The following is a 26,022-nucleotide window of genomic DNA, read 5'->3' as shown; positions in this document are numbered from 1 at the left end:
AAGATTTCATTATCACCTTCGAAGCTGCCGCTTTCTCTTTTAATTGATTTTAAAGTTTGAATGTTAGACAGTGTCCAATAAGTTCTCGTATACCTTTAATCGGGCATATACCGTTTCGAGTATGGGGTAAACAGTATTACTGGTTGAAGCCAATGCAAGCAGTGAACCATGTAGATGACTGGCTTCAATCGGAAGCTTTTTATGCATATCGCGTTGCATGGATGACATCATCTCTGGTCGTAAGGATTCCATCGTTTTCAGTGTATGAGCTTCCATCTCCGAATCAATCGGCATCCCTGCGTTGCGAGCAAGTGTGACAATCTCATGCAGCAGCTTTTCGTATATAGCACGTGACTCTGCCGTGGCAAGTATAGTCCCAACCGAGGCATCCATCAGTGTTGTAATTGCACTCAAGCTGGCAACGAATATATATTTCTGCCACACTTCACGCTGAATATCGTGACTTCGTGCCACTGTGAAGCCTGCATGATCAAGATGATTCAGCAGCAGTTGTGTACGCTCTGATTGCACTCCGTTCCATTCACCGAAGACGATACGGTGGAACGGACTTGTCTGAACAATAGAACCATCATGATCCAACGTAGTTTCAATATAACAAAGTCCGCCCAGCACTTTTTCAGAACCGAATTGTTTGCGCAAAAAGTCAAAATGTTCGTAACCATTAAGTAACGGAAGAATCATGGTATGATCACCGACATAAGGCTCAAGATCGAATTGCAATTGGGGAAGATGATACGCTTTGACTGAAATGATAATACAGTCGAACGGATCGGCGTCTTCACCATTTGTAATAGCACGGATTGGCGTCTGGAAATCTCCATGAACACTTCTAACAATCAGACCGTCTTTTGCCAACTGAGATTTTTTTGAAGGGCGTACGAGGAAGGTCACGTCTTCTCCTTTTTGAACAAGAAGTCCCCCAAAATAGCCTCCAATCGCCCCTGCACCTACAATCAGAAATCGCATTATAGGGTTCCTGCCTTTACTTTTGCATTCCCGTATAGTCCTTCTACTACGTTCTCATCTGCCTTAAAAACATGCTCCTCGCCCGGAAAAGAACGATTCTTCACGTCTTCGACATATTGCCCAATGCTGTTGCGAATCAAAGCACCTATATCCGAATAGGTTTTTACGAACTTTTTCTCCCGGTAAGGAGCTGAATATTGTAACATGTCATGATACACCAAAACCTGGCCATCACAGTATCTCCCCGCACCGATGCCTATGACCGGAATAGATATCTCTCGGGTGATGTTCTTCGCTACTTCCTCTGTCACCAGCTCTAAAACGATGGCAAAAGCTCCCGCCCGCTCCAGGGCCCGGGCATCATTTAGAAGGCGCTCAGCGGCCTGTGAGTTTTTACCTTGAATGAAGTATCCGCCGATTTGATGCACAGACTGGGGTGTAAGTCCGATATGTCCCAGCAGGGGAACGCCAGATTGAACAATTCGCTTCACGGTGTCGCAAATTTCCATGCCCCCTTCTAGTTTCACGGCATGGGCATGTCCCTCTTGCATGAGCCTGCGCACATTAGTAAGGGCTTCTTGACTACTCCCGTGGTACGTCATAAATGGCATATCCGCGACAATAAAAGTATGTTCCGCACCGCGCACGACAGACCGTGTATGATAGACCATATCATCCATAGTGACGGGCAGTGTGGAGTTATAATTAGATAACACATTACCTACGGAATCACCGACAAGGATGATATCGATCCCGGCTTCCTCAGCCAAACGAGCAGATGGATAGTCATACGCCGTAATCATACTTATAGGTGAACCTTCTTGTTTCATTTTCTTCAATTGTAAAATATTAAGTGCTTTTGAGGTTGCCATGGTTGCATTCAAATCCTTTCCTACCTTATTTTAGATCACAAAAAAAACCTTTCAGCACATGGCTGAAAAGGTCCGAAAGGCAAAAAAAGAGTCAATTTGCGACCGTTCTTTTGTCTCGGTCCTTGCGGATCAGAGCAAAATCCAACGAGTTCACCTCCATAGGCTCACACATCTACATATTGAATTACACTAACTAGAGTACCGTTCGAATGTATCGATACAGCCTCTCACGGAAGTATACCAAAATATAGGGCTGTTGCATAACATTCTCTACTATATGAACAAAACAGCCCTTCCAACTTCCTATTCGGAAGTGAAGGACGGTCGATAAATTCATATAGAAAGGATTGACCCTCCCGATAGAATTTTAATTGTAGCATGGGACTATTGTATGTGGAGAGCGTGATATAATAGGGCGCAAATAGGTTCATAGTTCGACAACTTGGAGCAGAGGAGAGAAGGCTGGTGTTTGAGCAAATTGTAGCATATGGTCTGAGCCAAAAAGAGGCTGTTAAGGATTATCCATTTGGTGCTGATCCCCTGGTACTAAAAGTAGGGGGCAAGATGTTTGCACTTCTAACTGAAAAGGATGACATTTGCCACGTATCCTTGAAATGTAATCCAGTCATTGCGGTAAATCTGCGTGAACAAAACAAGGCGATTAAGCCAGGCTATCATTTGAATAAAAAGCATTGGAATACGATTGAGGTTGATGCTACCTTCCCACTGGAGGATTTGTACAGCATGATCGACCATTCGTATGAGCTGGTCTTCAAGAGCTTAACCAAAGCGCAACGCGAAGCGATTACGATGAGAATACGGGCAACGGATCTGTAAAGGGCTGGTATAAGCCCTTAGGTTGTATCCAAAAATACTTACTAACATTATTATAGTTTTACTTGACAGAAATCACGAATGGATATATTCTTAATTTAAAGATAATTCATTTGAAAATAATATCAAGGAGTGGAACTTAACATGAGCGAACTGGTGAATATTATTCAAGAGAGAAGATCAGCTTCTAAATTTATTCCTGATGTTACTATAGATGCAAAAGAACTAGAAGAAATATTTCAGCTGGTGAAGTTTGCTCCATCGGCTTTTAATTTACAGCATGCGCGTTATATCGTAGTGCAGGATGCTGATACCAAACAAAGACTGCATGATGAGGCAAGTAAGCAGTATAAAATATTAACGGCTTCGGCGACCATTGTAGTGCTGGGGGATACAGAGGCTTATACCAAGGTAGCCGACCTCAACGAAGGATTCCTGAATTTGGGCGTTCTGAGCAAGCAGGAATATGATAGCACAGTAGAGTCGGTAACTCAGTTTTATCGCGAGCGGGGACCTGTCTTCCAGAGAGAAGAAGCGATCCGTAATGCCAGCCTGTCGGCTATGCAATTGATGTTGATTGCCAAGGACAAAGGCTGGGATACATGCCCGATGATCGGTTTTGATCCGGCGAAGGTGCAGGAAGTACTGAATATTCCAGAGCAATTTGTACCGGTAATGATGATTACCTTGGGTAAAGAGGACGAATCGGGTCAGCGGGCACGGGGATACCGCAAGCCGGTTGGACAATTTGTCAGCTACAATGGATTTTGAAATTTGTAAATCATTTGTGTAAATAAATCAACATGTTAATGAAGGAGTGATAAAGATGTCATTGAAAACCGCTGGAATTCACCATATCACGTCCTTTGCAGGCGACCCGCAGGGCAACGTTGATTTTTACGCAGGCGTGCTTGGTTTGCGATTGATTAAAAAGACGATCAACTTTGATGCTCCAGAAGTATACCATTTGTACTTTGGTAATGAAGAGGGCAGCCCGGGCACGATCATTACTTTTTTTCCAGCTCCGGGTACACGCAAGGGTAAGATTGGAGGCGGACAGGTCGGGATTACGACGTATGTTGTGCCGTCCGGTGCTTTGGAATACTGGGAAAACCGTCTGCACAGCTTGAAAGTATCTTTCACGAAGGCCACTCGTTTTGGCGAGTCATTCATCCAGTTCCGAGACAACGAGGGCTTGCATCTGGAGTTGGTGGAGCGGGAAGATGGCCCGTTGAACACGTGGATAGCCGGGGGTGTGCCTACGGATAAAGCTATCAAGGGCTTTGGCGGGGCGGTACTGTACAGTGCGGATTCCAAGCATACGCAAGGGGTGTTGGAGAACGTCCTGGGGATGACTCTCATCGGAGAAGACGCAAATGCAGGCTACATCCGCTATCAGACGACAGGTGATTTGGGCAACCTGATCGACATTCCGGTCAAAGGTGTCCCGTGGGGGAATGGCGGCGCCGGTACGGTTCACCATATTGCCTGGCGCGCGCAGGATGATACGGAGCATCAGGCGTGGAACGAATGGGTTCATCAGCATGGTTTTGGGACCAGTGGTATTGTAGATCGCCAATACTTCAATGCCGTATACTTCCGCGAGCGGGGCGGTATTTTATTCGAGATCGCAACCGATCCACCCGGATTTACCGTGGATGAGGAATTGAATGAGTTGGGACATAAGCTGATGCTGCCTGAATGGTATGAGCCTCAGCGTACCCAGATTGAGTCTAACCTGGTTCCCATTGAACCTAGAGTATTAAAACAGGATTAATCTGTTTGATCCAAACAATCATATTAGAACGAAAAAGGTCCAATGCGGGAAAATTTCTACCGTCAATTGGACCTTTTTTGCATGTGGAATTGTCATACTAACGTAAAAATAAGCGTGGAGAGTTGGCTAGATCATGAGCAGTTCGCGGATCTCCAGCTCGGTCAGTGCCGAAAGGGTTTCTTGTCCCGGCTGAATGACCTGGTCGATCATGTTTTTCTTTTTTTGTTGCAGCTCATACATTTTGTCCTCTACCGTACCTTGGGCGACGAGACGAATAACCTGCACGACTTTTTTCTGGCCCATTCGGTGTGCTCGGTTGGTAGCCTGCTCCTCTACAGCGGGATTCCACCACAGGTCATACAAAATGACCGTATCTGCACCAGTGAGATTCAGGCCAGTGCCTCCTGCTTTTAGGGAAATCAGGAACAGCTCGCGTTCTCCTTCGTTGAAGCGACTGCACAACTCGACTCGTTCCAGAGCAGGAGTCTGCCCATCCAGGTAAAAGTAGGACACCCCTTCTCGAGTAAGCTCGCGTCCGATCATTTGAAGCATTGTGGTGAACTGTGAAAAAATGAGCATCCGTTTCCCGGAGCTGAGACATTCCGTAATGATCTCCAACAGCTGTTCAAATTTGGCAGAGCTTCCCGTATATCCTTCGATGAACAAGCCCGGATGACAACAGAGCTGACGAAGTCGAGTCAGACCGGCGAGAATTTTGATCCGATTTTTCTGAAATCCTTCCTCGTTGAGATGCTTCAACGTTTCATGCTGAAGCTTGGCCAGATAGGCGGTGTACAGCTTTTTTTGATCTGGCAGAAGCCGGGATACCTGCACGGATTCGATTTTTTCCGGCAGCTCCTTGAGGACATCACTCTTAAGACGGCGCAGCAAAAACGGACGAACCCGCTTGGCAATCACATTTCGAGGCAGGTTGTGAAATGCTCTTTTCCCGCCGGGAAATAGCGCGGGAAATACAACGTCAAAGATGGACCACAGTTCTTCCAAGGTATTTTCTACGGGCGTTCCTGTCAGGGCAAAACGGTAACGAGCTTTTACATCCTTAACAGCCTGCGCCGTCTGGGTAGCATGGTTCTTGAAAGCCTGCGCCTCGTCCAGAATGAGCGTATGAAACGACGGCTTGCTGTACACATCTGCATCGCGCCGTAGCAGCGGATAAGACGTAATGACGACGTCATAACTGGCGGCATCCCGTATGATTCGGCCACGTTCTTCCGGGCTGCCATCTGCGATAGTGACGCGGACGTGTGGAGCAAATTTCTCCAGCTCATTCCGCCAGTTGTACACCAGTGATGCAGGGGACACGATCATGGCTGGAAGCTGCTGGCTGCGAATCTCCGGCAATACTGAGACGAGAAAGGCGATACTTTGCAGCGTTTTGCCCAGCCCCATATCATCTGCCAAAATGCCCCCAAAACGGTAATGCGCCAATGTCTTAAGCCATTGAAAGCCGTAAACCTGATAATCTCTCAAGATTGGGGCAAGCATGTCTGGAACTGGAAAGTCGAGATGGTCTGGGTTGCGTATATTTTCCAGTAGCTGGCGAAAGGTTTTACCCAAAGTCAGATTTTTCCCATGATCGTGAGGATCAATTAAGTACAGTCCTTGCGTGACGGAAACACGAATTTGTGCTGCATCCAGATCGCTTTTGCGGATACCTGTTTCATTCATGAACCGAATCAATTCCTTGTACTCTTCTGTTTCGAGTGGCAGCAAGGCACCATTTGGCAGACGATGATATTTCTGTTTTTCCTCTAACGATTTGAGCAGTTTGCGAATTTCCGGTTCCGGTATGCCCTCCATATCAAATTTAAATTCAAGCCAATCTGTACGTTCATCCCACTCCGCGCGTATCCTTGGGGTAGGCAGAGTATTGTTTATTTTTGCTTTGACTGCACCTGTAGCATAGACATCCAGCAGCTTTTCTAGCTGCGGAACAGTATGATACAAAAAATCATACTCTGCATCTTCATCTTCCATAAAATATCCGCTATCTGTTCTGGCAAAGGAGCTATGCTCCATCAGCTCCAAAATCCGCTGTTCCTGTTCCCCATCACGTATCAGAATTCGGTCGTTACCAGGCGTTCGTGCATCTGTTTCCAGCGGGTTGATGATGATATCCCCATATTGGAACTCCAGCCCTGCCAGCAGCTTGTCTCTTACCCGGTCCAGATATAGCTTTGCCTTCAATGGCTGCTGTGTGACCCGATCTGAGACGGACCGAGTCATATGAACACGTCCGAGCTTCATTAACCCGGGTACAACCTTGTCCATAAAAGATTCCATCTGCTCTGGCGCAATCTGAACTTTTCGCCTGTGGTGTACTTCTACCATCCGTTTTAGCTCGGACAAACGCCGTAAGGGATCGGCTTTCTGTTTGACAAGCTTGCCATCGGCAATGACGACACCATAGTCTTCCATGATGGTCAAGTCATCTAATCCTTGAATGCTTAGCTGGTAGCCTTCGATTTCGGCCTCATCAAATTCAAATTGCAGCGGAAGCATCAGGTCGGACTGGGGAATACCCTCGCTCATGTTTCCGTGAATTTCAAAGTAGACGCCCTGTGCTGCTGTCAGCAAGGGGAGCAGCTTTTCCCAAGCCGCAGGCGGGATGAGGAGCATTCGCTCGCCGCTCATATGACTACTGGAAGATGAATACGTGCCTGAGGTTTCCCGAATCATACGCTCATGGTGGCACACTTGGGATAATTGCTGGAGAATAGCGTCATGTTCAGGTCGGAAGCGGTATACCTCAGGCTCGTATGAGAAGCTTTTCGTGAACATGTAGCTATCCCCACGGTCAATACTATCCAGAAACGGACGAATTTTCTGCACGATATATAATCGTTTGGGCCCAGCCTTCATTTCCACACCAAACATATATTTTTGGTAACCGTAGGCAAAAGGCCGGATGATGAACTGAAAATCCAAGACCGCGCGAGTATCCAGCAGGGTTGGTGTGCTGCGAAGCGGTCGCTTGCGGTCAAATAGTTTTAACATACTGTCGGTCAGCTGGAGATCGCCTCGTGTGATGTCAGAGGATCGTGCCGTTCTAGCAGTGTGATCATATGGAGCATCTGTAGATGTGTACATCCCGTCTGAATCCATGCTTCCTGCTGTATCTGGGGCAGTACCGGGATGAAGCCTGGAGGCATAGGAGCGCACAGACAGACTTTTTCCACGGCGTATATCATGGGCGTTAAGGAGAACAGCTGCGATATGTTTACAATATCGTCCAGTGTTCTGAAATGTGCTACAGGTGCATTCTGCTCGGATACTTCCATTGGATCGGATCAACGCCGCAACAGCATAAAAGCTGCTTCCTTTGACCGTAGCTTCGTACACACCTTCATCATGATCTATTTGTGTAAAGGCCACTCTTTTGGCCCGGTAATAGGCATCCCCGTCGTCATAAGCGGCTTGACTGCATAGTTGTCTGATGGCTCGCCGGGTAAGTTCAAAACTCATGATTCGTAATCCTTTCCTGGGTTATTCCGTTTTCTTACATGATAACAGAACAGACAGGAGGATGGACACTTGGGTGCTTATCTGTGGGTTAGAGAAGCTTTTACAAGCTGCACATAGCAGGATACAATGGAAGTGTTAAAGAAAGGAGACGGATACCTTTGCAAAATGAAGAGAAAAAGACCGATTCCAAATCCGGCTCATCCAAATGGTACCTTGGTAGTGCAGCAGCATTGCTTCTTCTGAAAGGCAAGTCGTTACTTGCCCTTTTAAAATTCAGTAAATTTGGCGGTGCGCTGATATCTATGGCGATAACGATTAGCACATATGCGATCATTTACCCGTGGGGATTTGCGGTTGGATTCGTGTTGCTGTTGTTTGTGCATGAGCTGGGACATGTATTGGCTGCCAAGCGCAAGGGGCTTCCCGTGTCAGCACCGTTATTTATTCCTTTTCTCGGTGCGCTGATTACAATGAAACGGCAACCTTTGGATGCGCAGACAGAGGCTTATGTAGCCATGGGCGGCCCGTTACTGGGGACGGTTGGGGCTATGGCGGTATACGCAGGAGCCTATGCAACAGGCAGTCCCCTGTTGTATGCGCTCTCGTATGTCGGTTTTTTCCTGAACCTGATCAACCTGCTGCCGATTCATCCGCTCGACGGAGGACGGATTTCCACGGCAGTGACGCGTTGGCTGTGGCTGGTGGGCTTATTGGGTGGAATTGTAGTCGTAGTATATTTAAAATCCTTTTTATTTTTCTTCATATGGGCGTTCTTTGCCTACGATTTGTACAAAAAATATGTTAAACGCAATAAAGGAGAGGTCAAGATCCAATCCTTTTTGCAAAAGCCGCTGGTGAACGTACAGCATCTGTATGAGCAAGGATATCCACTGCCCGGACCGGAGCACACACGCAGATTATCCTTTAATACCTACTCGGATTTAGAGGGGCAGCAATATGTGACGGTGTATATGGAAAGTTTGGATGTGGAGCAGACACTTAAGCTGCCGCAGCAGTGTCTTGTCCAGCATGTATGGCTGAACGGTGTGGAACATATACCGACGCCGGATGCGTACCAGCTCAGATTGCTGTGTGGGATTGATTACATTCCGTTTGAAAATGATAAATATTACGAAGTGCCCGCATCATCGCGTTGGAAATTTGGCATCAGTTACTTAGCTTTGGCCGTATTCCTGATGGGGATGATGTATGTGGTGCACCAGCATATAGGGGATATTAGGCTGTGATCTGAATAATGAGTGCTTGGTCAAGATTTTAGATCATTAAGGCAACGGTACAGCTTATAGAAAATAGAGACAAAAGAGCGTGACAACCGCGATATTCGGTGTCACGCTCTTTTTTTGGTTGAATAACACGGTGGAGCTTTTGCTATCCGTCCTTATATCTTAATCCTTTGTTCATCAGTAATCGGTTTTAACGTCTGGCGGTATTTAAGTGGGCTGGTGCCTGTCCAGCGCTTGAACTGTCTGCTGAAATGAGCCAGACTGGAGTATCCGAGCAGGGAAGCTACCTTGTTGAGTGGCAGATTGGGTTGCTGGATCAGCACCTTAGCCTCATGCAGCTTGGTCTCCGATAGATAGTGACGTGGAGAATAACCGTATACCTTGCGGAACACTTCCTGGGCATAGCCGGGACTGATCCCGAGGGAAGCCGCCACATCTTCAAGACGGAATGCTTGCTCGCCAGATTCATCTTCCCGATAAGGCTTAAACCTTGATTGAATGGCTTCCATGATGGCCTTGGCATATTGAACGGATGAAGGCGCAATTCTGGGCTCCAAACCGGTAGATATCATTTGCGAGAATATCCCGAATAGCTCAAATAAGGCAATTTGCATACGAAAACGGTCTGCTGTCGTATATTCTCCGCTTTCCTGCACCATGCCAATCCAGCTATGGACGACCTTTTGCAGCTTGGTATTCGTTTCAGTACCCGCTGGAAAAAAGAGCTGATTGCTCTTAATCATTTCCTGACGGAACAATGGATCATCGACATTAAAATGAGAGCTAAAATAGTACATGCCGTTTGGGGAAACACATTGACTCACATGCTTGAAACCCGGCGGAATAATTAAAATATCACCTTCCCCAACCGAATATAAGTTATTTTCCATAATCGTTTCCTGACGACCTTCTAAAATGAGTGCAATTTCAAAACCGATATGAGACTCCTCCGGCATGCACCAATCCGCTTGGACCCGGTGAATATGGGCGCCAAAAAATTTCACATTCCAGTCAATAATGGGCAGCCATTGGCAATCATGAAATAGAGCTGGATCAACATCAGGATTTAATATCATCAGATCACCTTCGATTAGGGCAAATTTTACACCGCTTAGACAATCTCATTGTATCTAACATTTAACTATAATAAAAGAGCGTTTACAAATGCTATAGTATAAGCTTTTATATATAAAAGAAAGCGATTGCACTGCTATTTATACGGATTATGTTGGCATATCTGTTTCTATTATCAGTACTTTATTCGTACTAGCCCGTATATGGGATGCACTTAGCGCTCCGATCTTCGGCGTGATCATTGACCGGGCCAATCTAAAGGGCGACTTGGTTCGTCTATATCTTGCACTTCGGAGCGACAGGAATTGAATTTTGCAAAATCCTAACGAACCTAATTGGAGGACGATTTGATGAAAAAGCTACTATACGGTGTTGCTTATTATGATGAGTATATGCCTTATGACCGTTTAGACCAGGATATCCAAATGATGAAGGATGCGGGCATCAACGTAGTGCGGATTGCCGAATCCACTTGGAGTACGCATGAACCGCAAAACGGCGTGTTTGATTTTACCTCTGTGGATCGGGTGCTGGACGCCATGCATAAAGCGGGCATTGAAGTCATTGTGGGGACGCCCACCTATGCCGTACCCACATGGCTGGTGAAAGAGCATCCCGATGTATTGGCGACAACACCTCAAGGTCCGGGCAAATATGGAGCTCGCCAGATCATGGACATTACGAACCCGGTGTACCTGTTCCATGCCGAGCGAATCATACGCAAGCTGATTGGGCGGGTGAGTCAGCATCCGGCGGTTATTGGCTTTCAGACGGATAACGAGACGAAGCATTACAACACAAGCGGGCCCAATGTGCAATTGCAATTTGTAAAGTATCTGCGGGAGCGGTTCGAATCGCTGGAGGAGCTAAACCGCAAATTTGGTCTGGACTACTGGAGTAATCGCATCAATAGCTGGGAGGACTTTCCTTCGGTGGTCGGAACGATTAATGGAAGTTTGGGCGCAGCCTTTTCCCAATTTCAGCGCAAGCTGGTGACGGACTTTCTGGCATGGCAGGTCGCGCTGGTGAAGGAATATAAGCGGGAGGACCAATTTGTTACGCAAAACTTTGATTTTGCGTGGAAAGGCTATTCCTTTGGCATTCAGCCGGATGTGGACCATTTCGCGGCATCGCAAGCCTTTGATGTGACTGGGGTGGATATTTACCATCCATCACAGGATGACCTGACTGGTATTGAAATTTCCTTCGGTGGCGATGTGGCACGTTCGACGAAGAATAACAACTATCTAGTGCTGGAAACGGAAGCTCAGGCCTTTACCCACTGGGTTCCCTATCCGGGGCAATTGCGTCTGCAAGCGTTCAGCCATCTGGCTTCCGGGGCCAATATGGTGGCATACTGGCACTGGCATTCCATCCATAATTCCTTCGAAACCTACTGGAAGGGTCTGCTCAGCCATGATTTTGAACCGAATCCGGTGTATGAGGAAGCACAGACCATAGGGAAGGATTTTGCAAGATTGTCTCCACATCTGGTCAACCTGAAAAAGAAAAATAAAACGGCGATTCTGGTCAGTAACGAAGCATTGACGTCGATTGACTGGTTTAAATTTAATATGAGTAGCCCGTTAAATTACAATGATATCGTACGTCGTTTGTATGACGAGTTGTATAAACTGAATATCGGGACGGATATCGTTCATCCAGGTACAGAATCGTTTGAAGACTATGATCTCTTGATCGTCCCGGTCCTCTATTCTGCCCCAGACGCACTACTGGAGAAGCTAAACCGATATGTGGAGAAAGGTGGTCATGTGGTATACACATTCCGAAGCGGATTTACCGACGAGCATGTGCAGGTAAGAACGTCCCGGCAGCCGGGCGTGATTAGCGAAGCCTGCGGCAATCATTACAGCTTGTTCGTGGAGCCGAAGAAGGTGACGCTTAAGAATAATCCTTTTGAGGTGGCACCAGAGGACAATCAGGTAGATACGTGGATGGAACTGATTACCCCGACGACTGCTGAAGTATTGGCCTATTACGATCACCCGCATTGGGGAAAATATGCCGCCATTACGCAAAACCGCTATGGTCAGGGAACAGCGACCTATATCGGCTGTGTCGTCAGTCCGGCGGTCATCCGTGAACTATTCAGCTCTGTAACCAAAAAGGCAGGAGTATGGGGACTGGATCAGGAAGCGTCTTATCCGATCATTGTTAAATCCGGCACGAATGAGCTGGGACGGACAATCCGGTACTATTTTAACTATTCCGAACAAGCAGGCTCGGTGGTATATCCGCATGGAGACGGCAAGGAGCTGATTGGGGAGCATGCGGTTACCCAAGGACAAACGCTTACATTAGAGCCTTGGGGTGTTATAATTATCGAAGAAGCGTAAATGATGCATAGTGAGCCACAACTGACTCACGAATAATATCATATAGGTATTCTCCGGGAGTATCCGGTACATGAAGCGCCCCTGCGAATTGCGGGGCGTTTTCGCATATGGCTGAATAGAGGAGTGCATCGCTATGACAACCCGAGCAGTCCGCTGGTTCCGGGCGCTGACAGCCCCGTATCGACGCAGCATTCAGATCAAGCTGATCCTGACGATGATTGTTCTATCTGTGCTGCCGGTCATTGCTGTCACGGTGCTGGCTGCGGAAAAAAGTAGAGCTTCCATGGAAGCTGAAGTAGTAGAGACGAACATGTCCAATATGAAATGGACGGGGATCTATATCAGCGACCAGCTAGATCGTCTAAATCATCTGATTTACAGCATTCAGATCAGCCCTGATCTGAGCGATTATTTGAATGAGCGCGAGCCTGACAATCTTTCAAGCCAATTTAATGCCCAGCGAAAAATGCTGAATACGATGGCGAATGTGTATTATTCGGCCGGAAGTCATGTGATCGGCATCCAGCTTTATTTGAAGCAATCGCAAACCTTGTTTACCTTCAATAGTATGCAAAATGAAATTACGACAGTGAGCGGTATTCCCCCACAGTATACCGAGATGTGGCAAGCGAATAAGGATTATTCGATTCGTCCAAGCTCTGCTGACCCGGAACGCTTTATTTTGACGCGCAGTATTCGGCGTTTTGAAGACCAGAAGCAGACGGGGGCTATTTCTTTGGATGTATTGTGGTCGCAATTCGATCAGACGCTGGGCCTGCTGGGACGAGGGGATCAGCATCAGGTGCTTATTACAGATGCAGATGGCGGGGTTATGTATCCAGCACAGGCTCGGCAGTCGCCTCCTCCTACAAGTGTGCTGTCAGCTCTTCATGACGTTAAGCCGGGCCCCGGGATGATTCAAACTGCTGAACATTATGTATTCTATAATGATCTGGATGTAGTTGGGCTGAAGCTGGTCAAAATCGTACCCACTTCCTCCATTAACCACAGCGCTTTTTCAACGATGCTGTATGGTATTATCGTCGGCGTAATTTCAATCCTGGTTTCCATCTGCATTGCCGTGTTCATCGCATGGCGGACTGCACGTCCGATTGTTCATTTGGCGCGTTCCGTACAGGAGCTGGATATGATCAAAGGACCGATTGGACAGCCAAGTACACGCCCGGATGAGATAGGGCTGCTGGAAAGAAGTCTGCATGGGATGGCAGGCCGAATTCGCGAGCATATTCAGGCGGAATACAGTATAAATTTGCAAAAAAAGACGGCTGAATTGAAAGCGCTCCAAGCGCAGATTCATCCACATTTTCTGCAAAATACGCTGCAAATGATCGGAAGTATGGTGTTTTCGCAAAAGCCGGAGGACACCTATGAAGTCATTCGGTCGCTGAGTGAGATGTTCCGTTACGTGGTACGGGAACCTCAGGATTTGGCCTCTTTACGCGCAGAGCTCGACCATGTGGGACACTATATGCGCATCCAGCAACGGCGATTTCCACAAAGATTGGTGTTTCAGGTGGAGACGGAGGAACAGGCGATGGATATTCGTCTGCCTAAGCTATCGCTTCAGCCATTGTTGGAAAACGCGTTTCAGCACGGTCTTGACCGAAAGGCGGGGGCATGGAGAATGGGGATTCGGGTGGAGATTATGAAAGAAGATGTGTGTATTACGGTTTGCGATAATGGAAACGGCATGGCCCCGGATAAGCTGGAAAAAGTACGGGCAAAGCTGGAAAACGTGTCGGAGGAACCGATCTGGGCGCAGGGTAGTCATATCGGATTGAGCAATGTGTCTTCACGCATACGGATGAATTTTGGAGTGCGCTACGGAGTGACGATAGATAGTGAGCAGGGAGTCGGTACACGTGTCACTATCCGCATTCCATTTACCTCAGCAGAGGAGGGAAAAGTATGATCAGAGTATTAATTGTGGACGATGAGCCATGGAACCGCGATATTCTAAAGACATTTGGCACATGGGAAAAACTTGGAATGTTGGTAGTGGGTGAGGCTGAAGACGGAGACGAGGCGTTCAGGCTGGTCGGAGAGTTAGCTCCCCATATTGTGATTACTGATATGCACATGCCGGGTGCGGACGGAGTGGAGCTGCTGCAAGCGCTAAATAACCATTGTCCTGATGTAAAAATCATTGTCGTGAGCGGATATGATGACTTTGCGTATGCCAAACATGCCATCCGTTACAAGGCCGTCGATTATTTGTTAAAGCCAGTCAATCCTGCAGAGCTGAATGCAGTGTTGCTCAAATGCAAAAACGATCTGGAGGTCAAGGCTGCTGAACAGCAGCAAGAAGCGACGGAGCTGGATTATGAGTTTTTTCACAAGCTGACCCGGTATAAGCAACTGCTGCGTCTTTATTTTAATGAGTTGAACCGTGACGGGGTGAACATAACTTGTAGGCAGGTTATGCAGGAGCTGGAGAGTTATGGAGCACCAAGTCCACATATGCTGGGCAGGCTGGTGCAGGAGCTTCTTTCCCTGCTAAAAGAGCTCGCAGCGGATAACGGGCTGGGTACTTCTACGGCAAAGGCAGGATTCCCACTGTCGCAGGATGCCGTATCCTCTGTAGAACATGCGCTGGAATTCGTATCGTCGTGCTATGTTCAGGAACTGGATCAGCTCATTCGGCAGCGGAAATACAAAAACAAACTGAATTTAGAAGAAGTACGGCGATATATCGACAGTCACTTTGCTGGGCCGATTACACTGGAGCAGTTGGCAAAAAACTTTTTTGTGAGCAAAGAGTATATGAGCAAGGTATTTAAGCAGGAGTATGGTCAAAATGTAACGGACTACATTGTAGAGCGAAGAATGGAAAAGGCGCGGGAATGGCTGGTCAATAAACAGATTTCAATCAAAGCAGTCGCGGAGATGGCAGGATATGAGGATGTGTCTTATTTCTATCGGGTATTTAAAAAGCATTTTGGCATGGCACCCGGTGAAATGAGGAAGGAAGTTTAAAAAAGTCCAATCCAATAAGCTAAGGGTGTCCAATGGCAGAAGTGACCTCTCATTCTATAATGAAAGCGTATACAAAACGAGCAGTACAAAGGAATTTGGCCTTTATGAAGTTTGCACAGAGCTGAATAGAGGTTGAAGACCGGCGGCATAGCTGCTTTGAATAACAACTGATTTGCAGATGGGCAACGGTTATTTTCAAAATAGGGGAGGTCATTTTTCATGAAAATGTGGAAATGTGTATTGAGCACGATGCTGGTTGGCACGTTATTGGCCGGGTGTGGAGCGAATTCTTCAGGCAGTGACAGCAACGGTTCCGGTGGAGACGGCAAAACGGTGAATCTCAAAATGTTTATTGCTCAGCCCCGTTTGAAGGAGCACTACGATAAATACATTAATGCTTTCGTAGCGAAAGAGAAGAAAGATAAAAATATCGACGTTACGGTGCAACTGGAGATGCCGCCTGCTGACAACGCCGCACAAATTTTGAAGACAAGACTTGCATCCAACGATGCGCCGGACGTATTTGCATTGCACGCGGTGAATGAAATTCCTCCGTTTTATAAAGCGGGCTATTTGGAGGATTTGTCCGGTCAGCCTTTTGTTAACAAATTGATGGATAGTGTGAAGCCTTCGGTGACAACCAAAGACGGAAAGGTCGTAGCGGTTCCTTTGGAGACGATCTCATGGGGCTATTTGTACAATAAAAAGATATTTAAGGATTTGGATTTGCAGCCGCCGGGAACGTTGACCGAAATGAAGGCTGTGGTCGAGAAGCTGAAAGCGAATAATGTGAAACCGTTCCTGTTGTCTTACAAGGAATCCTGGATTCCACAGCTGTTCGTGCCTCTGACAGCAGGTGCGATGATGAACACACAGAATAAAGATTTTATCGAACGGATGAATCAGGACCAAGGCTCCTTTTCCGAAATGAAGAGCATGTTCGATATTATTGATCTGGTGAATAGCAACGGTACTGACAAGGCGCTGGAAATCGGCGGGGATGATGGATCGGCTGCGTTTGCTTCGGGTAAAGCGGCGATGTGGATTCAGGGACCATGGTTTGCGGAAACGATTTTAAAATCTGATCCGAAGATGGATTTTGGGGTAGCAGTGCTGCCGATCAATGACGATCCCAATGCGACATTGATCAATTTGTCCACTTCGACTTCGCTGGCTGTATCCTCCACAAGCAAGAACAAGGAGGTTGCGCTCGATTTTGTTAACTATGTGCTGGATGACAAGGATTCTAGCGCGTTCTATGAAGCATTGAAATTTAACCCGATCTCCAAAGTGCATACGTTTAAAAGCTATCCTTGGGTTAATGACGCTACCGAATACGTAAAAGCAGGCAAGTCGTACCAAGATCCATCTATCCCGCAAGCGGTTAAGGACGAGGCAGGCAAATCGCTACAATCCTATTATGCTGGTCAGCTCACGCAGGATGATGTCATTAAGGCGCTGGATAAGGCATGGAAATCGTATAACAAAGTGAACAAGTAACGGTAACCTATAGAATTACACCAGGAGGGAGAGACTCCATGCCTTTTAAAATCTATAAAAAATACGTCATGCTACTGGCGTTTACGGCTCCGGCGCTGATCTTTTATGCTATCTTCCTGCTCATTCCAACGATCAGCGGCATGTACTACAGCTTTACAGACTGGAACGGATTGAATCCCAATTACAGCTTTATCGGCTTGGGGAACTTTGTGGAATCGTTGAAGGAAGACCCCGATTTTCTCAATTCCCTTTGGTTTACTCTTAAATACGTATTAGTGATGATTGTGCTGCAAAATGTACTGGCACTGGCTCTGGCAGTGTTGATTGAGTCGCGTACACGTACCAAAGGATTTTTCCGGACGATATTTTTCATGCCCAATATGATCAGTACCATTATTAGCGCATTTATGTGGACCTTCGTTTTTTCTTCCGTGCTGCCACAGATCGCCGAAAAGACGACTATCGCCTTTTTGGGCCAATCGTGGCTGGGCGATCCGAAAGTATCTTTCTTCTCTATCATTATTGTGTCGCTCTGGAATGGTGTCGGCTATATGATGATCATCTATCTGGCTGCGCTTCAAGGTGTACCACAAAGCTTGAAGGAGGCTGCTATTATTGACGGGGCGAACGCATTTCAGACATTACGAAGCGTAACGATGCCGATGATTACTCATGCGATTACGATCTGTTTCTTCCTGACGCTGAATGGTGCCTTCAAGGTGTACGAGGTCGTATACGGACTGACTGGCGGGGGGCCGGGGCGCAGTACACAGGTGATTACGATGAACATTTATGAGGAGGCGTTCTCCAACAACTTCCGTTATGGTTATGCGAGCGCCAAATCTGTTATTTTGTTCGCGATCGTTCTTATTTTCACCCTGATTCAGTTGCGCGTCATGAAGAAGAGGGAGGTGGAGGCATGAGGCTGAAGAAAGCCAATTCCTTACTGATTACGCTGATTTTGTGCGTGGGCGCTGTCGTGTCCTTCTTCCCAATCTACATGGCGGTAATTAACTCGCTTAAAACACAGGGTGAGATGTTTGCATCCTTTACGGCGCTGCCGACGAAGCTTCACTTTGAAAATTACAGTCAGGCTTTTCATCAGACTCATTTGCTGAACAGCGCTCTTAATTCCACGATTATTTCTTTTATCGGCATTGGTGGCATTGTGATCTGTTCGGCACTGGCAGGCTACAAGCTGTCTCGTACACAGGGGAAACTGAGCAGTGCGATTTTCTTCCTGTTTGTCGCATCGATGCTGGTGCCGTTTCACTCTATTATGATACCGCTTACGCGAATGGCGAAAGATTTGTCCGTTCAAGGCAGTACGTACGGCTTGGCCCTGATCTATATCGGCTTGGGTGTGAATATGGCGATCTTTTTGTATCATGGATTCGTCAAATCCATCCCGCGTGAGCTGGAAGAATCCGCACAAATGGACGGCTGTAATGAGTTCCAAACGTTCTTTCGCATTATATTTCCTTTGCTGCTGCCGATCACAGTTACCATCGCGATTTTGGATTTTCTGTGGATTTGGAACGACTTTTTGCTTCCATTGTTAATGCTGACGGATGTGAACCATTACACTCTGATTCTCTCGACCAATACGCTGTTTGGAGAGTACAACAAGGATTGGTCGCTTATTTTGGCCGCACTCGTACTGACCTCTATCCCGGTTATCCTGATCTATGCATTCTTCCAGAAATTCATTATGGAGGGCATCGCAGAGGGAGCGGTTAAGGGATAACTGGAGACGGCGGGCAGTCAGATGGTACTTCCCATCGCCCTCATGACATAAATATCCCCAACGCTAACACGAAAACCTTCCTATGAATAAGGAAGGTTTTTTGTGATTCAGTTTTTTTCTCGCCAACGTTTCAATAAAAAGATGGGAAGGGTTACAAACAAAATTGCAAAGGCTACAATGATCCACCACTGAGGGTCAATGATATACAACACGACTCCGATCAGCAGAACTGTTGTTATTATGAAAATTCTCACTTTCAACATTGTTCTCTTACTCACCCTAGCTTCTAATTTTGGCAACGTTATGAGGGAGATTGCAGTTAACGCAGCAAAAAATATGGAGGTAAATGAATTATAGATAATATCATCTCCTTGATCTAATTACCCACCCAGGATTGTTCGGAATTAATGTGATAAAACAGAAACCCCCCGCTAAGGAAGGCTTTTGTTTTGGAACGACGCACATCCAACGTTACTTCGAGAAAATACTTATAATAAAAAATAAAAGCGAAATGATGATCAAAGTTAGATATATACTGGAAACCCGTTTTCCGATCGTAGCTCCAAACTCTTTAGGATTTTTATATCCAATGACTAAACTGGGAATAAAAAAAATACTGGATAGAAAAATGGTGTAGTGAAACCTAGTATTATCAACACTGTTAGACCAGGCGGGCAATCCTAAAAAGGAAAGCAACTGGTCTCCCAATATGTAATTGCCAAATTCGAAAGAAACAGCCATACCAAGAAGAGATAAAAGCAGTGAAAGTGATCCCCAACCTATTTTTTTTCTGTTTTTTCTCAACAATTCAAAGATAATTAGTAAAATTACAATTGCTTGTATGCTGTAAGTCAACATGATTGAAAACATGAAGAACCTCCTTGAACATCAGAATTAAATGATAAGATGTCAATTTCGGGAATGAGTATACCATTTTATGGAATGTTTTCATATGCCTTTCAATACAGCGATCGTATGATCAAATGGAACGCGAAGCGGCCTTAGCCATACAATATTTCATCTGAATGTAAAAGGAGATGATTATGTTGGCTACCTTCTCGGCCGCGCTTCAAGTGAAAAAGCGGATGGCCAAGCGAGTCTTAAAAATGTCCGGTGTCCACGGCATTGGCGTAGGATACAGGGACCCTGCCCATCCTAAAAAGGGAGCCGCTGTCATTGTGTATACGGACCGTCTAGCGTCGGCCTCTACTGGACTCCTGTCGGCCACCGCCTTAGGAAAGAAAACGAACGTTCCAGTCCGAATTGTAAAAACTGGAAAGATCAGAGCCAATGCCACGGACTACAAAGTGCGCATACGCCCGGTCATCGCCGGCTACAGTGTCGGGACGATTGAAGGCTCCGGTTCAACCGGACTCATCGTTGCCCCAACTGGAGCGCCGGCGACGCGTTATCTTTTTAGCAATAACCATGTCCTCAATCCCTCCAATACAGACAATCGGGAGGCTACAATACAGCCAGGCGGAGCCGATGGGGGGACGGTTACTCAGGATCGTATGGGAAGGCTGTATCGTTACGTACGCTTGAATCCCACCGGTATAAACCTGATTGATGCGGCGCTTTCGCTTCCGACCCGCAACAACCTGCTCAATCCGCGTTACGCTACGGTAGGAGCGATTCCAGGTCATGTTACCGCATATCGCATAGGAGAAAGATTGAAGAAGGTTGGGCGTACGACCGGACGGGTCAATGGCACGGTAGAGTCCGTCTATACGGACCTGCAAATCAATTATGGCGGAGAGTTGGGCCTGCTGACCTTCGAAGATCAGACGGTTATTAGAGGTACGACTCCCGTATCACTACCTGGGGATTCTGGCTCTGTATGGCTCAGACAGTCAGATAATTATGCAGCTGCGGTCAACTATGCAGGCACGGCAGATGGTCGCTTATCTATAGCCTTTCCGGTGCAGTGGGCGATGCAGGTATTCAACACACGGGTAGCCCGCCCCAACGGGGCAGGCAGGGTGCTCAGGGTAGATACAGGTTCTTCCCCTCGCTCCTATACTAGGCAGCTCACCAGTGAGGAACTGGTTCGCTTAAGACCAAGAACGACACGCATTAGACGAAGCTAAACGCCCTACAGATGGAAAAGCTGCCGCTGATCGTCCCAATAAAGCGGTCGCTTTAAAAGCTTTCCGAAGGACTGCTTGCTTCGGAAGCATCATCTCCCCGGATTTCTCCCCTGATTATAGACTTAACTTAAGTAATCCGGGGGTGGAGCTAATATAGCAAGAATCATTCACGATACCAATCATTTACGACGATAATGATTCACGACGCAAATCATTCACGGTACAAATCATTCATAATCTAAAACGTTAACGGCATGAATGAATACATTCTAATCTGCTCCTTCAGCATATGAATGGGCTCCCACATCATGGGCTGTAATGGTGCTGCTTGCCGAGGCCAAGCCCCGGATTTCCTGAGCGGTTAGGGCTCTGTTGTAAATAATCAGTTCATCCACTGCACCGTTCAGGTAGGGATCATCAAACTGGGATTTCCCAATATAGTTCCGATCTGTCAGTCCAAGGCTGGAAGGATTGAGCGTCATGTTCGTGTTACGCGTCGCCTCTACACCGTCCAGATACATCATTCCAGTATTGCCTGACAAAGTCACGGCGACATGCTTCCAAACCCCTGTTGCCAGCTCTGGCGCATTCAACTGTTGTTCCTCTCCGTTCCCCGAGACGGTGATAGCAAAGCGCATACCGGTTCCCTCGGCTTTGGGTGTCAAAAACATATACCGATTCGTGCCTGCTCCAAAATCAAACAGGCGTGCCCAGCCGTTATGCGTGTTCACCCGTACCCACGCGGCAATCGTAAAGTCATTTAGACTGCTAACGATACCACCGGGCAGGCTAGCATAGGCGTCTGTACCGTTAAAGTGCAGGGCATTGCCTTTCCGTCCAGCTCCCCACGCACCTCCATTTACACTGGCCTGCTGTCCATAACCTGACGAATCGGCTGCGGTAGATCCGGCCGTTTCGTCAAATTCATAACGGGCTACAATATCTCCGGCGGGAGACGGGTTGTCTGTACTCGACTGGATACGGATATCATAGTTGGCTGCCGTACCGATATTCAGTCTGACCGTGGTCGTAGAGCTGTTAGCAGCCGTGACTGATCCGTTTTTTGTGCCGTCTACGAGCACGTCATACGTACCTGCCGCAAGTCCGGTCAAGCTCATAACGGTGGTGTGAGTCGTGCCTGGGGTCATGTTTTTCAGCTTCAGGCGGATGCTGTTCTTGGACTTAGACACGATGGCCGAGCTATATTGGTCCCGATTCAGCTCCAAACTCAGCTTTTGGGTGATCAGATGCAGTCGCTGGAATACACCGTCCTTTGGAGTGATCGTGTAGCTGTTACTGCTTTCTGTAACGTCACAGCCATAGCCGAACAAGCCGAATATTGGATCTACAGCAACATCCGAGCTTAGGATTTTAATGGCTCCAAATAGCCCCAGGTCGGCTTCCCCGGACATCCCGCGCCATCCGTTAAAGAGGGGGCCGCCGTCCAGACCGAGTGCGCCATAATTGCCCTTGCCCGCCTGATATGTCCACGATACCGCCCCGATATTGGCAGGATCAGAGCTGATCTGTCCCGAGTTAATCGCCCCGATGTTCGCCAGCTTGGCGGCATAGGACAGACGCTGATCCACTTCGGGCTTGGACGAATGCCGACGTGTCCAGTCATCCATCGCATAGCCGGCCAGTGAAGTGGTGTACTGGAAGTTCCACCAATTCTCTCCGGTGATGGTGACCGGATCGGCGTAATAGTACCAGACAGGCATATGACCGCGTGCAGCACGCGTTTTGGCGTTGATTTTGCTCATCATGGTCGTGTTGTTGTTCATTTTGGCGAGTGTATATACGGCTTCTTCACCTGTGTTGTCATAGTTATACTCAGAGCCATAAGGATAGGTGGTGTTTTTGAAATTGTTGTACTTGGTAGCCATTTTGGCAATCAGGTCGTTAGCCTCGGTGGTCAAGCCTTCTTCCTGAAGCGCTTTAATCATATCAGGTGTAGTTAGCTCACCCATGAGTCCCGTGTTCCAATTATAAGCAACAGGGCCTTCATACAACGCTTTAAAAATACGATAAGCACGTAGCAAATATGTGTTTTTGCTATTGCGATAGCTGATCAGGTTGGGATACAGCTTGGCAAGTTTATACATGCTAAAAAATGTATTATAAATGTGCGGATAGGCATAGCCCCGGTACGTTGGTGTCGTATTAGGCTGGGGCATCAGGAAATCAGGAACCAGATAATCGGTATGATGGCCTTCCATCAAATTCGTCCAGATGGCCACCTCCAAATAATCATCGACTGCCTTGATTTCAGATGCTACGGGCTTCTGAACGTTTTTCTCCGCCAGAAACTGGCCGTGAGTTAGTCCCCAATCATCACCCCAGCCCCAGTAGCCAGCAAAGCTGTTTCGTTTGGCCTTGTATTGCATCATCCAGTCATCAAAGACCTTGTCCCTCAGGTCGCCCGGCACGTTCCATTGGGTGCTGTTGACCATGAAGGTAGAGTGACGCTGAAGTGCAGCTTCGACTGGCTCGATGGCATAGAACTGGAGAACGGTTTTTTCGCCGTTACCATAGTTTACAGTAATATTGTTATGTCCCAGTCGTCCCAGTGTAAGTTCATATATTTTATGGTTTGTAGGGGCTGTTTCCAGATAGCTGATGGTCGTTTCGGACGGATATTGCGCTGTGACAGAGGTAATGGATTTGCTGGTATGCAGATCGAATTTGGCCTTGAGATTGGTCGGGAAAATCATACCCGGAACCACGGTCACATCCACATGTCCCTCACTGTACAGCCTGTCCTTTACAGCCTGCTCGTCCGCTACTTTATAAAATTTAAAGGCATACGTTTTACTTTCACCAGGAGCCAGCGACAGACTGGTGCTTCCGAGATAACCACGGTTGGTGCTCTTGATGACATTGGAGTGGATATAGAACACATTCAGTCCTTCGGACCAGCCGCCTTGCTCCATAGCCCAAGTGCTGCCGGGATGCTCCTCAGTTCTCCAATGGTCCTGATATTCGAGACCAGCACCCGTTGAGGCATCAGGGATTAGCAGTACATACGGTCCGATGCCGCTAGGTCGTCCGGCGGTAATAAAGGAGCTATTATGGCCTACAAAGGAGTGTGAGAGTACTCTGGTTTCATAAATTTGTTGATTATTGCCACCGGACCAGTACTCGTTAAATGGAAGCGGCAGTCCCCAATCTCCGATCTCCAGCGTTTGATTAGAGGTGTTTGTTACTTTCATTTGCCAATGCAAATAGTCGTTAACCAACGAATAAGTTTCATGTAAAATGAAATTACGTATTCCCTGATTGTTTGATGAATTCTGATAGGTTACCTGGACACTGTTTCCAGAAGAGGTGATCTGGCGCGCATCAGCAGAATTACTTGTCCATGCCCGAGTCCACGCTCCGTTGCCGAGACGATAGGTGAACATGAGTTCACCCAGCCACTGATGATCCGACGTATTCTGTTTAGGTGCGTTGGAGTTGTTCATGACATAGTTGGTATTAAAAGTGTCCCCTACCAGCCGTAAGGAAGAGAGATCGCCGTAATCTCCGACAGAGATGGAGAACACTTGATTAGATAGTTGTACTGCCATGCTATCAACCTCCTAACAAAGGTTCGTGAGCGTGCTCACTACGTTAATATATGTGTGAGAAATACTTTTGCTACCCTATGTATGAGAATTGATAGAAAATAGATTCATATAAATGTCCTAGAGGGGCGCTCAATCGTGGAGGTAGAGGTATTATGAAAATTAAAATGGAGTTGCCGAAGATTCCTGTCGACTTGCCCGTATTAAATGAAGAAATGTATTCCTTACGATCCAAAGGCGAATATCGTATGGGGTCTGTAGAAGATATGATTTTGGATAATGTGGAAGCGGTTAAGGTTTCATTAGAGAAGATGACTTTTAAAAATGTAACGATCATGGAATCGTCATTGCCGGAAAGTGAATGGACAGACGTCATTTTTGATAAATGCGATCTGTCTAATGTTCATTTTTCCGGTTCCTTTATCCATCGGGTAGAGTTCAGGAACTGCAAATTGCTTGGAACAGACTTTTCCAGAAGCAGGCTCCAAAACGTTCGTTTTTCGGATTGCTTAGGGGATTATTCGATGTTCCGTTTTGCTAATTTTAAGCAAGTTGGTTTTGAAGATTGTTCTTTAATAAGTGCCGATCTGTATCATTTAACACTACAAAAAACCTTTTTTAACCGTTGCAATCTGGATCAAGCGGTGCTATCCGGGTCCAAGCTCAAAGGGATTGATCTGAGCGATTGCGAATTTGATGGGTTACAGGTGGATATAGAAGATTTGAATGGCTGCATCATTTCACCGCATCAGGCTTCATCATTTGTAGGGCTGTTGGGGCTAGTGATTAAATAAGGGATTCCTCACTGATTTTTATTACGGCCCCATGCCTGGCGCAGACGTTTAATATGATGTTTGCTTATCATCCGTAAGGGGTCTATGTTCCGCCCATAACAAAAAAAGAAGATCCGCCTAAGCGGATCTCTTGCATTTATTGATAGCTTATTTTTTTTTAATAACCGGCCGTACAGGCTTCGTTGTCAAGACATTAAGCGCGTCACGCACTTCAGTGGCGAAAACAAGCGGCTTTTCTACTTTTTCGAAGTGGATGTACCAGAGATTGGGGTTATCGAATAGCCAGTGATTGTGCAGTGCCGTTACTTTGACACCATGTTTACGAAGTCGAGAAATAAATGGATTAATTTCTGCGGTCAAAATCACGGTTTCACCAAGACATAATCCTTTTCCGTTACGGCCAATACTTTCGAAAGAAAAAGCTTGGGGTATTGCAAGAAAGGATCTGGTCTTTTTCCCTAAAATGATCGGCTTGATGTTATTTCTGACTGTAGATGCAGTACAAACTCCGTTAATGATTTGAGGTGTTGCTTTTAATATAGCTGCAAACTGTCTACAAAGCGGACTAATTGCCATTTCTCTCACTCCAATTCATTTGAATTACTAGCATCATATGAAAAAGTAAGGGAATGGGAAGGGTAAGTCTTCTTTATCATTAGTCTAATTTGCTATATACAAAGTACGAATGGAGCACCCT

General features: G+C 46.7%; 20 protein-coding genes. 13 read left to right on the top strand and 7 right to left on the bottom strand.

The window, feature by feature from the left end:
* Positions 1-63: 63 nt before the first annotated feature.
* Positions 64-987 (bottom strand): ketopantoate reductase family protein, encoded by a 924-nt coding sequence (locus NLX78_RS18945; RefSeq protein ID WP_254351253.1) that lies wholly within the window; start codon positions 985-987, stop codon positions 64-66.
* Positions 987-1,859, bottom strand: a complete 873-nt coding sequence (gene panB, locus NLX78_RS18940; RefSeq protein WP_254351252.1) for a 3-methyl-2-oxobutanoate hydroxymethyltransferase — start codon at positions 1,857-1,859, stop codon at positions 987-989. Before panB ends, NLX78_RS18945 begins: the two co-directional genes overlap by 1 nt.
* A 465-nt stretch (positions 1,860-2,324) precedes the next feature.
* Between panB and NLX78_RS18935 the strand changes: the two genes are divergently transcribed.
* The 3 genes from NLX78_RS18935 (at position 2,325) to NLX78_RS18925 (ending at position 4,470) form a co-directional block, all read left to right on the top strand.
* Positions 2,325-2,696: an MmcQ/YjbR family DNA-binding protein gene (locus NLX78_RS18935; protein ID WP_254351251.1), complete on the top strand. Its 372-nt coding sequence runs from the start codon at positions 2,325-2,327 to the stop codon at positions 2,694-2,696.
* 141 nt (positions 2,697-2,837) lie between these two features.
* Positions 2,838-3,464 (top strand): nitroreductase family protein, encoded by a 627-nt coding sequence (locus tag NLX78_RS18930; protein ID WP_039270528.1) that lies wholly within the window; start codon positions 2,838-2,840, stop codon positions 3,462-3,464.
* A 55-nt stretch (positions 3,465-3,519) separates the two neighbouring features.
* Positions 3,520-4,470, top strand: coding sequence for a ring-cleaving dioxygenase (locus tag NLX78_RS18925; RefSeq protein ID WP_254351250.1), 951 nt, complete (start codon positions 3,520-3,522; stop codon positions 4,468-4,470).
* A 126-nt stretch (positions 4,471-4,596) separates the two neighbouring features.
* On the opposite strand, the gene NLX78_RS18920 is transcribed toward NLX78_RS18925, so the two are convergent.
* Entirely contained in the window at positions 4,597-7,956 is a 3,360-nt protein-coding gene (locus tag NLX78_RS18920; RefSeq protein WP_254351249.1) for a DEAD/DEAH box helicase, read from the bottom strand.
* A gap of 158 nt (positions 7,957-8,114) precedes the next feature.
* Here NLX78_RS18920 and NLX78_RS18915 point away from each other — a divergent pair, with 158 nt between their 5' ends.
* Positions 8,115-9,203 carry a site-2 protease family protein gene (locus tag NLX78_RS18915; RefSeq protein WP_254351248.1) on the top strand — a complete coding sequence of 363 codons (1,089 nt, stop codon included), beginning with the start codon at positions 8,115-8,117 and terminating at the stop codon, positions 9,201-9,203.
* A gap of 152 nt (positions 9,204-9,355) precedes the next feature.
* On the opposite strand, the gene NLX78_RS18910 is transcribed toward NLX78_RS18915, so the two are convergent.
* Complete coding sequence (locus NLX78_RS18910) at positions 9,356-10,276, bottom strand: AraC family transcriptional regulator (RefSeq protein WP_254351247.1); 921 nt, start codon at positions 10,274-10,276, stop codon at positions 9,356-9,358.
* Between the two features lie 112 nt (positions 10,277-10,388).
* Between NLX78_RS18910 and NLX78_RS18905 the strand changes: the two genes are divergently transcribed.
* From NLX78_RS18905 to NLX78_RS18875, 7 genes are all read left to right on the top strand, one after another.
* Complete coding sequence (locus NLX78_RS18905; RefSeq protein ID WP_367988458.1) at positions 10,389-10,583, top strand: MFS transporter; 195 nt, start codon at positions 10,389-10,391, stop codon at positions 10,581-10,583.
* Positions 10,584-10,624: 41 nt separating this feature from the next.
* Complete coding sequence (locus NLX78_RS18900) at positions 10,625-12,631, top strand: beta-galactosidase (protein WP_254351246.1); 2,007 nt, start codon at positions 10,625-10,627, stop codon at positions 12,629-12,631.
* Between the two features lie 133 nt (positions 12,632-12,764).
* The gene (locus NLX78_RS18895) at positions 12,765-14,564 is read left to right on the top strand and encodes a sensor histidine kinase (RefSeq protein ID WP_254351245.1); all 1,800 of its coding nucleotides are present in this window, start codon (positions 12,765-12,767) and stop codon (positions 14,562-14,564) included.
* Positions 14,561-15,628: a response regulator transcription factor gene (locus NLX78_RS18890; protein WP_254351244.1), complete on the top strand. Its 1,068-nt coding sequence runs from the start codon at positions 14,561-14,563 to the stop codon at positions 15,626-15,628. The genes NLX78_RS18895 and NLX78_RS18890 overlap by 4 nt, the downstream gene beginning before the upstream one ends.
* A 219-nt stretch (positions 15,629-15,847) precedes the next feature.
* Positions 15,848-17,128, top strand: a complete 1,281-nt coding sequence (locus tag NLX78_RS18885) for an ABC transporter substrate-binding protein (RefSeq protein ID WP_254351243.1) — start codon at positions 15,848-15,850, stop codon at positions 17,126-17,128.
* A 38-nt stretch (positions 17,129-17,166) separates the two neighbouring features.
* Entirely contained in the window at positions 17,167-18,051 is an 885-nt protein-coding gene (locus tag NLX78_RS18880; RefSeq protein ID WP_061831276.1) for a carbohydrate ABC transporter permease, read from the top strand.
* A complete protein-coding gene (locus NLX78_RS18875; protein WP_254351242.1) occupies positions 18,048-18,875 on the top strand; it encodes a carbohydrate ABC transporter permease in 828 nt (275 codons plus the stop codon). Before NLX78_RS18880 ends, NLX78_RS18875 begins: the two co-directional genes overlap by 4 nt.
* A 471-nt stretch (positions 18,876-19,346) precedes the next feature.
* Here the strand turns inward: NLX78_RS18875 and NLX78_RS18870 are convergent, their stop codons facing one another.
* Positions 19,347-19,745 (bottom strand): hypothetical protein, encoded by a 399-nt coding sequence (locus tag NLX78_RS18870; protein ID WP_254351241.1) that lies wholly within the window; start codon positions 19,743-19,745, stop codon positions 19,347-19,349.
* 173 nt (positions 19,746-19,918) lie between these two features.
* Between NLX78_RS18870 and NLX78_RS18865 the strand changes: the two genes are divergently transcribed.
* Positions 19,919-20,965: a hypothetical protein gene (locus tag NLX78_RS18865; RefSeq protein ID WP_254351240.1), complete on the top strand. Its 1,047-nt coding sequence runs from the start codon at positions 19,919-19,921 to the stop codon at positions 20,963-20,965.
* 269 nt (positions 20,966-21,234) lie between these two features.
* Here the strand turns inward: NLX78_RS18865 and NLX78_RS18860 are convergent, their stop codons facing one another.
* Positions 21,235-24,534, bottom strand: coding sequence for a DUF5695 domain-containing protein (locus NLX78_RS18860; protein WP_254351239.1), 3,300 nt, complete (start codon positions 24,532-24,534; stop codon positions 21,235-21,237).
* 152 nt (positions 24,535-24,686) lie between these two features.
* Here NLX78_RS18860 and NLX78_RS18855 point away from each other — a divergent pair, with 152 nt between their 5' ends.
* Positions 24,687-25,325, top strand: coding sequence for a pentapeptide repeat-containing protein (locus tag NLX78_RS18855; protein ID WP_103046944.1), 639 nt, complete (start codon positions 24,687-24,689; stop codon positions 25,323-25,325).
* Positions 25,326-25,472: 147 nt separating this feature from the next.
* Here the strand turns inward: NLX78_RS18855 and NLX78_RS18850 are convergent, their stop codons facing one another.
* The gene (locus tag NLX78_RS18850; RefSeq protein ID WP_061831282.1) at positions 25,473-25,901 is read right to left on the bottom strand and encodes a DUF1259 domain-containing protein; all 429 of its coding nucleotides are present in this window, start codon (positions 25,899-25,901) and stop codon (positions 25,473-25,475) included.
* Positions 25,902-26,022: the final 121 nt, after the last annotated feature.

This window comes from Paenibacillus sp. Lou8.1 (assembly GCF_024213565.1).
In the GTDB taxonomy this organism is placed as follows: domain Bacteria; phylum Bacillota; class Bacilli; order Paenibacillales; family Paenibacillaceae; genus Paenibacillus; species Paenibacillus polymyxa_B.
This window is presented reverse-complemented; position numbering and strand designations above follow the sequence as displayed.

What these genes read in the sequence shown, in the direction of transcription:
- NLX78_RS18945 (WP_254351253.1), bottom strand. Translation starts at nt 987, where the DNA reads ATGCGATTTCTGATTGTAGGTGCAGGGGCGATTGGAGGCTATTTTGGG.
- panB (WP_254351252.1), bottom strand. Translation starts at nt 1,859, where the DNA reads ATGGCAACCTCAAAAGCACTTAATATTTTACAATTGAAGAAAATGAAA.
- NLX78_RS18930 (WP_039270528.1), top strand. Translation starts at nt 2,838, where the DNA reads ATGAGCGAACTGGTGAATATTATTCAAGAGAGAAGATCAGCTTCTAAA.
- NLX78_RS18925 (WP_254351250.1), top strand. Translation starts at nt 3,520, where the DNA reads ATGTCATTGAAAACCGCTGGAATTCACCATATCACGTCCTTTGCAGGC.
- NLX78_RS18920 (WP_254351249.1), bottom strand. Translation starts at nt 7,956, where the DNA reads ATGAGTTTTGAACTTACCCGGCGAGCCATCAGACAACTATGCAGTCAA.
- NLX78_RS18910 (WP_254351247.1), bottom strand. Translation starts at nt 10,276, where the DNA reads ATGATATTAAATCCTGATGTTGATCCAGCTCTATTTCATGATTGCCAA.
- NLX78_RS18900 (WP_254351246.1), top strand. Translation starts at nt 10,625, where the DNA reads ATGAAAAAGCTACTATACGGTGTTGCTTATTATGATGAGTATATGCCT.
- NLX78_RS18895 (WP_254351245.1), top strand. Translation starts at nt 12,765, where the DNA reads ATGACAACCCGAGCAGTCCGCTGGTTCCGGGCGCTGACAGCCCCGTAT.
- NLX78_RS18890 (WP_254351244.1), top strand. Translation starts at nt 14,561, where the DNA reads ATGATCAGAGTATTAATTGTGGACGATGAGCCATGGAACCGCGATATT.
- NLX78_RS18885 (WP_254351243.1), top strand. Translation starts at nt 15,848, where the DNA reads ATGAAAATGTGGAAATGTGTATTGAGCACGATGCTGGTTGGCACGTTA.
- NLX78_RS18880 (WP_061831276.1), top strand. Translation starts at nt 17,167, where the DNA reads ATGCCTTTTAAAATCTATAAAAAATACGTCATGCTACTGGCGTTTACG.
- NLX78_RS18875 (WP_254351242.1), top strand. Translation starts at nt 18,048, where the DNA reads ATGAGGCTGAAGAAAGCCAATTCCTTACTGATTACGCTGATTTTGTGC.
- NLX78_RS18870 (WP_254351241.1), bottom strand. Translation starts at nt 19,745, where the DNA reads ATGTTTTCAATCATGTTGACTTACAGCATACAAGCAATTGTAATTTTA.
- NLX78_RS18865 (WP_254351240.1), top strand. Translation starts at nt 19,919, where the DNA reads ATGTTGGCTACCTTCTCGGCCGCGCTTCAAGTGAAAAAGCGGATGGCC.
- NLX78_RS18860 (WP_254351239.1), bottom strand. Translation starts at nt 24,534, where the DNA reads ATGGCAGTACAACTATCTAATCAAGTGTTCTCCATCTCTGTCGGAGAT.
- NLX78_RS18855 (WP_103046944.1), top strand. Translation starts at nt 24,687, where the DNA reads ATGAAAATTAAAATGGAGTTGCCGAAGATTCCTGTCGACTTGCCCGTA.
- NLX78_RS18850 (WP_061831282.1), bottom strand. Translation starts at nt 25,901, where the DNA reads ATGGCAATTAGTCCGCTTTGTAGACAGTTTGCAGCTATATTAAAAGCA.